Origin of the sequence: Peribacillus sp. YIM B13472 (assembly GCF_042788005.1) — a bacterium.
GTDB classification, from domain to species: Bacteria; Bacillota; Bacilli; order Bacillales; family DSM-1321; genus Peribacillus; species Peribacillus simplex_E.
On record NZ_JBHZPG010000062.1, the window covers coordinates 1 to 11,852 of the forward strand.

7 protein-coding genes and 1 pseudogene are annotated in these 11,852 nt (G+C 35.0%); 3 read left to right on the forward strand and 5 right to left on the reverse strand.

All coding sequences use genetic code 11. The features are described 5' to 3' along the window. The 3 genes from ACFX4I_RS25845 to ACFX4I_RS25855 form a co-directional block, all read left to right on the forward strand. The coding region (locus ACFX4I_RS25845; protein ID WP_377424048.1) for a coiled-coil domain-containing protein at nucleotides 1-1,155 on the forward strand (1,155 nt) is incomplete at its 5' end. 142 nt (nucleotides 1,156-1,297) lie between these two features. Continuing rightward, nucleotides 1,298-2,176, forward strand: a complete 879-nt coding sequence (locus tag ACFX4I_RS25850) for a glycosyltransferase family 2 protein (protein ID WP_377424051.1) — start codon at nucleotides 1,298-1,300, stop codon at nucleotides 2,174-2,176. Nucleotides 2,177-3,572: 1,396 nt separating this feature from the next. Beyond that, nucleotides 3,573-4,805, forward strand: coding sequence for a glycosyltransferase family 4 protein (locus ACFX4I_RS25855; protein ID WP_377424053.1), 1,233 nt, complete (start codon nucleotides 3,573-3,575; stop codon nucleotides 4,803-4,805). A gap of 133 nt (nucleotides 4,806-4,938) precedes the next feature. Here ACFX4I_RS25855 and ACFX4I_RS25860 read toward each other — a convergent pair. The 5 genes and pseudogenes from ACFX4I_RS25860 to ACFX4I_RS25880 all read right to left on the reverse strand — a co-directional run bounded on the left by ACFX4I_RS25860 (nucleotide 4,939) and on the right by ACFX4I_RS25880 (nucleotide 11,412). Continuing rightward, a pseudogene (locus ACFX4I_RS25860) lies at nucleotides 4,939-5,179 on the reverse strand (antibiotic biosynthesis monooxygenase family protein). 1,568 nt (nucleotides 5,180-6,747) lie between these two features. Then, nucleotides 6,748-7,917 carry a sulfate adenylyltransferase gene (sat, locus tag ACFX4I_RS25865; RefSeq protein WP_377424055.1) on the reverse strand — a complete coding sequence of 390 codons (1,170 nt, stop codon included), beginning with the start codon at nucleotides 7,915-7,917 and terminating at the stop codon, nucleotides 6,748-6,750. A 41-nt stretch (nucleotides 7,918-7,958) separates the two neighbouring features. Next, nucleotides 7,959-8,579, reverse strand: coding sequence for an adenylyl-sulfate kinase (gene cysC, locus ACFX4I_RS25870; RefSeq protein ID WP_377424057.1), 621 nt, complete (start codon nucleotides 8,577-8,579; stop codon nucleotides 7,959-7,961). Between the two features lie 23 nt (nucleotides 8,580-8,602). Next, nucleotides 8,603-9,469, reverse strand: coding sequence for a sulfite exporter TauE/SafE family protein (locus tag ACFX4I_RS25875; protein WP_377424059.1), 867 nt, complete (start codon nucleotides 9,467-9,469; stop codon nucleotides 8,603-8,605). Between the two features lie 977 nt (nucleotides 9,470-10,446). Continuing rightward, on the reverse strand, nucleotides 10,447-11,412 hold the full coding sequence (locus tag ACFX4I_RS25880) for a hypothetical protein (RefSeq protein ID WP_377424061.1): 966 nt from the start codon (nucleotides 11,410-11,412) through the stop codon (nucleotides 10,447-10,449). Nucleotides 11,413-11,852: the final 440 nt, after the last annotated feature.

Here is an 11,852-nt window from a genome sequence, read left to right on the forward strand (position 1 = left end):
ATTATTAATTTTAAGGAAAATGAAAATCAACATCAACAAGAAATCGATCAGTTAAATCACACGATTGCTCTTGTTTCAGAACAAGAAAATCACTATAAAGTGGAGATTGATAATTTAGAAAAAACGATTATCAATTTAAAGGAAAATGAAAATCAACGTCAACAAGAAATCGATCAGTTAAATCACACGATTGCTCTTGTTTCGGAGCAAGAAAATAAATATAAAGTGGAGATTGAAAGTTTAGAAAAGACGATTATTAATTTAAAGGAAAATGAAAATCACCATCAACAAGAAATCGATCAGTTAAATCACACGATTGCTCTTGTTTCAGAGCAAGAAAATCACTATAAAGTGGAAATTGATAATTTAGAACAGACGATTAACAATCTAAAGGGAAATGAAAATCAACTTAAACAGGAAGTTGATCATTTAAAGCAAACGATTGCTCTTGTTTCAGAGCAAGAAAATCACTATAAAGTGGAAATTGATAATTTAGAACAGACAATTAACAATCTAAAGGAAAATGAAAATCAACATCAACAGGAAATTAAGAACTTAACCGAATCCATAACAGATTTTACAGAAAAAGAATTTAATTATATCAAAAAAATAGAAACCATAAATAAAATGGTAGAGGATCAAAAAGAAAAAGAAATACGTTATAAAGATGAACTGGCAAAATATATTCAAGAACAAGAGAAAAATCATTTGCAACCAAGAAGAAAAATGGAAAAACCTTTTAATAATAATGGAATACAACAGCAAGTTGGAAATACTCGTGTAAATATGGGGAATTTCAATTCGCCAAATAACAAAGAATTAATGAATCAACCAAATGCGTTTCGATTCTCGAATGATACAATCCAACAAAAAACTACAACCCAAAATTTTAATATGCAAACATCACATTGTCAAACAATCTTTCCCCCAAATAAACCGAGTTACACAGAAAATGATAAAACTCAACAAAAGTACAATTCCGGGATCATGTCATCGTATCAGAAAAAAGATTACCCAAATTCTAAATTTAAAAACACTAATACAGATTCATTTTCATTAGATATGTTTTATAAAAATCATCCTTTATATAATTTACATTCTGGAGCACAAAAAACAGCGATAGATCCCTTTAAGAATTTTAGAAAACATCAATAATAACCTTTATTTATAATAATATGTACTACTACTTGCAATCGAAGATAAAGGATTGTGATAATCCCCCTCTTAACATCTATTTCACAGTCCTTGATATTTTCTTAATAATGAAAAATTCGTTACAAAAGGAGAGATAAAAGAAGTGAAAACTCATCCTTTAATTTCAATAATTTTTCCAGCCAAAAATGAAGGGGAAAATGTAAAAAACACTCTTGATTCATTATTTTCAGTTGAAACACATTATTCCTTCGAAGTGATTATTATAAACGATGGATCATCAGATGATTGCTGCGATTTCCTTAATACCTATATTCACGCAAACCAGGTTAAACTTTTTGAAACAGAAGGAATTGGGGCTGCAAACGCACGAAACTTAGGGGCAACAAAAGCTTCTGGTGAATTCCTGATTTTTTGCGATGCTCATTTACAGTTTGAAGATTTGTGGATCGATCATATTGTTGAACCCCTCCTTACTGGAAAATCAGATGCAGTAACCCCAGCAATCGCTTCGTTTGGCAATTCCGTTTTCATCGGCTATGGTCAGACCTTAAAGTCTAACCTTAGAATTAAATGGAACTCTAAACAAAATGGCCTCTTTGAAACTGCCGTATTACCCGGAGGATGTTTTATTATCTCAAAAAAAGTGTTTGAAGATGTGGGCGGATTTGAAACGGGATTTAAAACTTGGGGACATGAAGATGTAGAGCTTTCTATTAAGCTATGGCTGTTTGGATTTCGCTGCCACGCTCTTCCTAATGTAAAAATAATCCATTTATTCAGAAAAACTCACCCCTATGAAGTTAGCTATGATGAAGTTTACTATAATTTATTAAGGATGGCCTACTCTCACTTTAATACTCATCGCATACAAAAGTGCAAAAAACTGATGATCCATGTAAAAGCAAACCCTATTGAATCCCAAGTTCTCCTAGATGGAGTTAAAAAGCAGCGACGGGCTTACTTTCAAAAACGAAAATCTGATGATGATTGGTACTTTGCCAAATTCAACATAGATTTCTAGATTTTACAGATCACCCTTTCGAGTCATGTCGTTTTATTAATTCCTTAATAAATTAACAAAATGATGAAAGGTGAGAATGTAAATGATAGAGCTTTTTACTAATATTTACAAGAAGTGGGAAAATTCTAAGTCTGTATCTGGTACGGGTTCATCACATACTCAAACCAAAACACTCATTCAGGAATTACCAAGCATAATAAAACAACTTCAGATAAAAAAATGATAGATGCACCATGTGGTGATTTTAATTGGATGAAGGAAATATCCAAAAATACAGAATTATATATTGGGATTGATATCGTCGATGAGATAATTAAATGAAATAAAAAAAAATATCGATTAAACAATGTACAGTTTTTTCATATGGACATTACAAAAGATCGTTTACCTACAGGTGATTTAATCCTCTGTAGAGATTATCTCGTACATTTTAGTCTTTCTGATATTCATTCAGCTTTAAACAATTTTAAAGCAAGCCAGTCGAGGTATTTATTAACGACAACATTTACAAACCTTACGTTTAATCATGAAATAAGAACAGGAAGCTGGCGCCCTCTTAATCTAGAGATTGAGCCATTCCACTTTCCAAAACCCATCTTGGTTATTAATGAGAATTGTACGGAAGGAGAAATGAACTATACTGATAAATCACTAGCTTTATGGGATTTGAATATCATCAATTTTTAAAATATATTACTCTACATCCGCTTGCACATGATATTTTCCCCTTAGTTAGACTGTATAATAAGCCCATGAAATAGCATGGATGTTAAACTACTACTTGTATAGATTTTATTATGCCTAAATAAGGGGATACATATCAATTTTCCAAGGAATTAAAGGTACAGGATGTACAAAGTTATTTGTATGATAAGGGTATCCAATTAGCCACAGCGAAGAAATATGAGCTTAAAAGTAGAGGGGTTAGTGCGGAAATATTAACGGTAATGAGGGACTTGAAAAAAACCCTTGAAAGGACTTCCTCGTATGAAATTCGATAGTGTGGAAGATGATTTGGAATATTATAAGGCCCAGGTGGCTCACTAAAAAAAGCAGTACCCAAATCTAAAGGCAGTGTTCTTTCTCATGCTTTACAAGAATACGACCTAAAAAAATCAGAAGCTGATGGAACTATATCATGGTATAGGGAATATGGTGTATTACCGACAATTGTCTGCTTTGATTTGAAAAAGGGAAAACAACTGTGGGAACAACAGGTTGAAGAGTATGGTATGAATGCGATTATTCGTTTCAAAGTGAAATTGAAAGTGACATATAAACTACATGGACAATGTTTTTCGATTTTATACTAGCCCATTAATGATTATGATCAGGAAAAAGCTATACATCTGTTAATCAAGCTAACACCAAAATACTGAAGGGAGGGTTAATAGAGATGAAAATATTAATTGCTTCTTACTATCCACTTCCGGCTCTTGGCGGAATTTGGAGTTTTGTCTCACAATTAAAGGAACGGCTTGAGCGTTTAGGGCATAGTGTTGACATTCTTAGCCACAATTTAAATGCTACCAAATACCGAATTATTGGACGAAAACCGGAGCTTTCCATTTCACAAATTACTCCTCATATTGATGCAAAACTAAAGAGAATTCTTCCTCAGCATTCTAATCAATGGATAGACAAAACGGAGGAATACCGTTACTCATTAGAATTGTCAGCTTTATATTACGGACTTAACCAATATGATATCATTCATGCACAAGATGTAATTGCTGCGGATGCGCTAAGAAGGGTAAAACCGAAACATATTCCTTTAGTGACTAGTGCTCATGGCTATCTATCAGGAGGTATTTTCTATCATCTTAAAACACTACATCGCAATAAAACGGATGAACAAATTAAACAGATGTTTGAATATCAATACCACAATGCATTAGAGTATGAAGGTTATCATGCTAGTGACTACATTCATGCACCTTCTAAATGGTCGTATAACAAGATTGTTAACGAATTTTCAGTTATGCAAAAAAAACTGTTTACCTTTTCGGACGGAATGGACATTGAAGGATTTTTAAGCCGTTCTCAAGGAGAATCACCCATTTCTCGACCGAAGGATAAAAAGATCATTCTTTTTACGGGTCGCCTTGTGTTTTTGAAAGGAATTCAATACCTCATTGAAGCGCTCGCAAAGTTAAAGCTTGATAGAAGAGATTGGGAGTGCTGGATTTTAGGAGAGGGGGCAATGCAATCTGAACTCCAAGGAAATTGCACAAGATTAGGTCTTACAAATGAAGTCAAGTTTTTAGGAGTTACAAACAATGTCCCCCATTTTCTTAAACAAGCAGATATCTTTGTATTACCTGGATTGCAAGATACACAACCGCACTCTCTAATGGAAGCACAACTGATCGGACTTCCTGCTATCGTAAGCGATGCAGCTGCACTTCCTGAAATGGTATCAAATGGACAAAATGGATTAGTTTTTCCTGCGGGAAATAGTCAACAACTTTATATAAAATTAAAATACCTTTTGGAAAATGACTTACTTAGAGAGCAGTTTTCCCATCATGCCAAGTTATGGGCGCATAAACGCTGGTCAATGGATAAAATGATCAACAACACTCTTAATTTTTATCATAAAGCCATTGGAAACAATAAAAACTCATAAACCGACGGCTAGAGTAGATTGGCAAAAAAATGTACGATAATGCTAAGAATAATACGTTTAAAAGGCCGCGAATTGGCGGCCTTCTTATGGTGATAACGCACCCATTGCCTTCCATGTAGCACAAAACAATGCTTCACCACAGAGAATGAAAATGGTTAGGAAGTAGTGTCATACTTATATGTAATTTTTTCATTCTGAACTTTTTGGGTTGTCTAAATCCAATTATATGGTCTTCTAATGTATCCCATTGCACCAGTGGTAAATATTTCTCCTCAACTTCCATACAACGCTATTAATTCGTTAGATTTGTACCCTTTCATTTAAGAAATAATTATTGATGCCCCACGAAATGCTTCTTCATATTCTACTTCCATACCTTCCTTAACTTGTGAATTATGATCGTGCTGGTCAATGTCCACATATCTCGTGGAGGACAATCCTCCATGTCCCACAATATTCGCTCTCAAATTCCAAAATTTCTCTAAGGTGGATGTTAGTCAAAATACCCCAGAAGGTCTCCATGCCCAAAGTTTAGTTGCTTTACTGACTAATCCGTGCTTTAAATGTCTAAAAACCATTGAAACCATACTATTAAAACCGATCTCACAAGAATTAATCGACTGCTTCTGCTATCTGGTGTCCTGCCATATGAGTAATGTCCTTCAACATTTTATCTTCCCGAAATTCAAATATTTTTTATAAACCCCTAATGAGTTTGTTACACAAAGCGATCAGGGACTGCTCTTCCTATTCCCTTAATGTAATGGCCAACATTTCTTGAACGTCAGGTTTTTGGTCAATAGAGGTACTAGCTGCATGTTTCAATCCTTGAATTTTACTAAGTCCTAACTGCATAAAACATCCTTTCTAAAGTGGTTTAATAGCTCCTGTCTTGAGAAATGTGATACGCATTTAGTTTTAGAAAGTTGTAAATCTTCCTTTCCTTCCCATTTCTTTGAACACGTTTTACTTGCGAAACCCAGTCCAGAAAATGCCAAAATCCTTATTTCGTATTTTCGAAGAAACTGGCTACATATTTGAATATTTGAATATTTCAATATCGACACCTATTATAAGTGTTTCAAAAGTAATTTGAGTGATTTCCTCAAATTGTTATAAATCATGATAGGACCTCCTTGTTTCGATAATTTTGTCCCTTTAGCTGCCAGCTCTAGGACACTTTTATCATACTAGATGTCTTTTTATGCTCAAATCTAATTTTTACTCATTACATGAATGCTGCCCTATAGTTGAAGAAGGGGTACCTTTATTTTAATTTAGTGTAATTACCATACATTCAAATCCTTGATTTCATTAACTTTTCAAGATTCTTCTCTTAATACGGAAAAAAAGAGAAAAAATAGTATTCAAATCGTGGGTTTGAAGAATTTAGAAGTTAAATTTTGAATGAAGAAGAAAGAATAGTCGATGGAGCTGACGCAACCAAAAGGTGTGCAGCCGATCTGTGATCAACAGCAGTTAAAATATATGAAATGGGGCTGAGCGTGAATATATCTTGTTTGTTGTAGGCTCCAAGACCGGCCTACGGACGGGGACCTACTCAAGCTCGCCACGAAGCAGATCCTGGACCTTTAAAATAAACAATACAAGATTCACCGGGTCAAGAAAGGCAAAACACAAAAATCCAAATAGGTTAGTGTTCCTTGGGCATTTCCCTAATTACCTCATAATTGTTATTGCCTCCATTCCCCCTTTTACATCTTTAAGAGCTTTTTTAGCTTTTGACTCTTCACCATCAATGTACTACTGTTGTCCAATATGTCCACGACTATGCTTATGTCTGATCCAAATTTTTATAAAAATTGTTTTAAAGATATCCACTTACAAAGAGGCTCATTTTATAAAAATATTTCATGTCCCTATATGAACTGTTACTCATAGAATCCCACAAAACATTTTCACAAGTTTATTTGTCATTTATTTATTTTTTCTTCATGCCCCTAATAAGAACTTCTGCCACCTCAGGGCGAGTAAATTCCGGTGGTGGTGTAAGACCATCATGAAGCATTTCCCTGACTTTCGTTCCACTTAAAATGAACCTATCGTCAGCAGAATGAGGGCATGTCTTCAATGAAGCCATATTCATACACTTTTTACAGTAAAAGCTATGTTCAAAAAACAATGGTTTAATACCTATTTTCATAGGGTCGAACTGGCTAAAAATTTCTTGTGCATCGTACGTTCCATAATAATTTCCTACCCCAGCATGATCACGGCCGACAATAAAGTGTGTACAACCATAATTCTTTCGAACAAGCGCATGAAAGACGGCTTCCCTGGGACCTGCATAACGCATGGCCGCTGTATAAATTGCAAGTCGGACTCGGTCCAATGGATAGTAATTTTTCAATAAAATTTGATAGCTTTCCATCCGTACATCTGCAGGTATATCATCCTTTTTCGTTTCACCCACAAGGGGATTCAACAAAAGCCCATCAACCGTTTCTAATGCCGTTTTTTGCAAGTATTCATGGGCTCGATGCACTGGATTTCTAGTTTGAAACCCGACCACAGTATTCCAACCTAAGTCGGTGAACATTTTTCTAGTTTCGTTTGGACTCATATAAAATTCTTCAAACGGTTTATGTGAAGGCCTATTTACCAGGAAAATAGGACCAGCTATTTGCACATCCCCTTGCTCAAATAGCTTTTTGACCCCAGGGTGGTTAGAGTCTTTTGTTTTATAAACGAGTATAGCTTCTTCCTGTTTATCGTATTCAAACATTTCTTCTACCTGAATGACCCCGGACAATTCTCCCTCAACACTATATAGAGCCACCTCATCCCCCACATTTAAACTCTTCGCATCTTCCTTTGTTACAGGAAGCGTAACCGGAAGCGTCCATGGTAATCCATTTGCCAGATGCATATACTTTAACACGCTCTGGTAATCTTTTTCCCCCATAAACCCAATAAGTGGACTAAATCCACCATTTGAAATCATCTCTATATCCGAAATAATCCATTTTGAGATATTCAGGGACGAAAGCGATTTACACTTTTCCAAATATTCTTTACGGGCAATGCCTGTTAATTCACGATTAATCAGCTTGCCGCCATGTGGTTCAATGATGGTTCTTTGGTCATCCATATATAACACCTCTATCATTTGTACGATCCAATGTCACTTTTTCAGACCCCAATATTTACATCCCCTAAATGCCCATTATCTTTTAAGAAGTTCATAATCTGCCTAACACATTCTTCAATAGAATATTGACTGGTTTCAATAATGATTTCAGGGTTTACCGGTTCTTCATAAGGGGCTGAAATCCCTGTGAATTGAGTGATTTCTCCTATTCTTGCTTTCTTATACAACCCTTTGGGATCTCGTTTCTCACATGCTTCTAAAGGACATTTGACATAAATCTCAAGAAATTCACCCTGTTGTACCTTTTTTCGGACATCTTCTCGGTCACTAATATAAGGCGAAATAAACGTGGCTAATACCACTATCCCGCTATCGATAAAAATTTTGGCAACTTCCCCTATTCGGCGTATATTTTCCTTGCGATCTTCAGAACTAAATCCAAGGTCTTCATTTAATCCATTCCGTAAATTATCTCCATCTAAAATATATGTCGAGATCCCCTTCTCATGAAGTCTTCCTTCGACCATATTCGCTATGGTTGATTTACCTGAACCTGATAAACCTGTAAACCAAAGAATAAAGCTTTTATGTCCATGTAAAGCTTGCCTATGTTCTTTTGTAATGGAAAATGAATGATGATGGATATACTCATCTTGACCCATATTATCTCCCCTTTATTTTTTCGTTATGGAACAGGATTTTTATTATTTCGGATCACATACACTAATGATACTGTCCAGCCAATTAATATGAGCATATAAATAACGGAAGACCAATGATCAAGAAACGTCCAAGTGTTAATCAACGTTCGTGCATTCGTCAGAATAATGAATCCCCCTACAAGGACTCCCAATAAATAAGATGGCAATTTAGTAACGATCCAGGCAGCGATGGGTGCGGCAATGATTCCCCCTGCCATAAGTGCAATTACCCAAAACCAGTTCACTTCCTGCCAACCTAATGCAATAAGAAATCCCAACGTTGCAGAAACAGCAACAGCAAACTCACTCGTATCCACCGTACCAACTACTTTTCTAGCAGGAACACCTTTTTGGGATAAAAGGACTGGAGTTGTAATCGGGCCCCACCCTCCCCCACCGGTTGCATCTGCAAATCCAGCCATTAACCCCAAAACGATTGATTTTTTTCTTGATATATTAATTGATTTTCTTTCACTTCTTGTTTTAGACATAATTAAAAAACGAAAAAGTACATATACGCCAAGAATTAACAAAAAGATCGAAATATAAGGTCTTACTACATTTCCTGGTAAATTACTCAAAAAACACGCTCCTGCAAATGCCCCAATTGAACCAGGAATGATTAATTTAAAAAGCGCTTGACGATCAACGTTCCCGAATTTCATATGGGATATACCAGAAGCAGCAGTAGTCACTACCTCGGACAAATGTACGGATGCAGAAGCCACTGCAGGGGCAATTCCAAATGTCAACAACAGCGATGTTGAAGTAACCCCATATGCCATACCTAAGGATCCATCAATTAACTGAGCCAAAAAACCGATAAACGCGAATATGATGAGCTTTTTCATGTTTTCCTCCTACAAAACGATTCCTTTTACCTTTGTATATTCATCCAACATAAAAAGAGTCCTTAATTCACACCTAAATTATTGCTGTAGGGTCCTCATTTATCCGATTTATTGATTATCAATATTTTATTTTTCCGATGTAAGAGCCGAATCCACACCCTATAAAAGTGTGCTCGTCAAATATAGATTCTCTGAATTCATTCTTTTACTAAAAGTATTATTTTCAGTCATTTATTTTCACTCAACTATATAGAGTAATCTCCCGTTTATATAGAAATCTCTAAATAGGATATGCAAAGGTTTCATAAACTGTATTAGATTTCATTTAAAACAAAAATTGTAAAATTCATCTGTGAATATCCCTATTATAGACACTTCAAAAAAGGTCATATTCGAGATTTTTCTATTTCTGAAAACTAGGAACCTGTCTGAATTCAATTCAGATAATTTAGTGGGTCAATGAACGTGGTAAAGATTTTTCCTCATGTGAATCAAGAAGTATCTGATTGTTCGTTTGCTTTTCATCTGACTTTAAGGTGAAAGCTGAAAAGAGGATCCGTCTGAAGAATTAAGCAACTCATGAGCAACAATTGGTGCCTAAATAGGAACATTATAAGGAGTTTTTAGAAGGAGCTACATACAATTGCTTACTAATATGACAGTTGAGTCAACAAGCTTATCACTCTTGTATCAAAAACCAAATACACCAGGAATCATCGCGGTTATCTCGTATTTAAAATCGAGATTGTATAACAAACGCTTGGAAAGCACTCTGCTAAAATGAATTTGAGCTTGTTAGTCAATTTCTCGAAAGACAAATTAACTAACAACGTCCAATGTAATCATTTATTGGTCACTTCATGGGTTGAAATAATATTAATATTGGAATTTAAAACGGCCGTCTATAGGAAGCCCTCTAACTCCAAAAAGTACTACATCTTTTTTTATCGCCTGATCATTATATAGTTGAATGATTTCTATGCTTTATGAATCGAATATATTGCATTCAAATTATATTCCTCAAGCTGTTGCTCCCATAATAATTTTCCATGTTTTAAATCATAACAAGCGATCCTTGTTGGTAAACTACCATATTCTCCTTCCATGATAATTGTTCCGTCTTCTTTAAACTTTTTGGAGGGTCTTATTCTTGAAAACCCAACTATCACCTTATGTTCATCAAGCACGTTAATCCCTCTGCACCAACCCAAATTTTTATTAGTGTTGGTGTAGTTATTTAAATTAAATACTTGTTTTACTCTAAGTGTATGAATATCAACCCTGACCACTTGTCCGTTTACTTGAGTAAAGTAAATCGAATCTCCAAACAAAATACCGTCATGAACCTTTTCTCCGCCAATTTGAATTTGTTTTTTAGGTTCAGTTAAACAGATTGCATCTTCCTGCAAGCAGCGGGTTGCCCAAATATCTTTTCCGATTTGAAATACAAAGTTAGGATGCGATTGATGGGGTTTCGTAGTGGCTACTTTACGATAATCGATCGTGCGGGAAAATTTTCGCCATATATTCTCTCCAAAAACATGCCATTCATTTAAAATTTTCCCTATAGGCGTTATCTCCAGTACCATATCCAATCCAGTATTTACAACGAATAAATTTCCTTCTGATGTAGGACTAACATGATGAATGTCATTAAAACAAGGAAGTGATAGATAACCAACTTTTTGAAAGTTCGGAAGGGTATACACTAATATTTCCGTCTGCGTGCCTACATATAGATGATTGTTTTCAATGGTCGCTGCTGTGAAAGAAATGGAAGGGGATTTTTCTGGAATAACTTCTGGAGGTGAAATATATTCTATACATTTTTCAATGAGATTGTGTCCTGGAGAAACTTTTAGTATCACACCCTTTTGATATTGTTCCCAGTCTTTGTAGACACCGTTCTTTTGTTGAGCTCCTACCACATAATATTTTTCCAATTATCTCACCTTCTGTTGTTTTTTTATTATTAACCTATCTATTCTCTAAGAAATGTTCTCATTGCTTAGGAAACTTGTACTGTGACTAAGCGATTTGATATTTAATCCAGCAAATACCTTTCTATTAGATACTTAAAGGTAAAGAACTTCTATTTCAATAGCTCTTATTTGCCCGAGGAAAAAAGGCACTTTCTCTTTTGCACTTGTGCACTGAGGCATCAGTTAAATTCACTCTTATTACACTATGTATTCTTCACTATAACTGCCATGGACAAAGGTTTAATATAAGTATATAAATATGGAGAATTTATTAATTAAAAAAGTTTATAAGTTCAAATCGCACAGCCGAATTAATATAAAAGCTGGAGTTAGTATAGTTTCATGGACACATTTTAGTTAAGTCCTTACAATGATTTTTGAGAGGATGTGTCCGTCTTGGA

Coding starts and splice junctions, on each gene's coding strand:
- cysC (WP_377424057.1), bottom strand. CDS start 8,579: ATGGGTCAAGATGAGTATATCCATCATCATTCATTTTCCATTACAAAA.
- ACFX4I_RS25855 (WP_377424053.1), top strand. CDS start 3,573: ATGAAAATATTAATTGCTTCTTACTATCCACTTCCGGCTCTTGGCGGA.
- ACFX4I_RS25875 (WP_377424059.1), bottom strand. CDS start 9,469: ATGAAAAAGCTCATCATATTCGCGTTTATCGGTTTTTTGGCTCAGTTA.
- sat (WP_377424055.1), bottom strand. CDS start 7,917: ATGGATGACCAAAGAACCATCATTGAACCACATGGCGGCAAGCTGATT.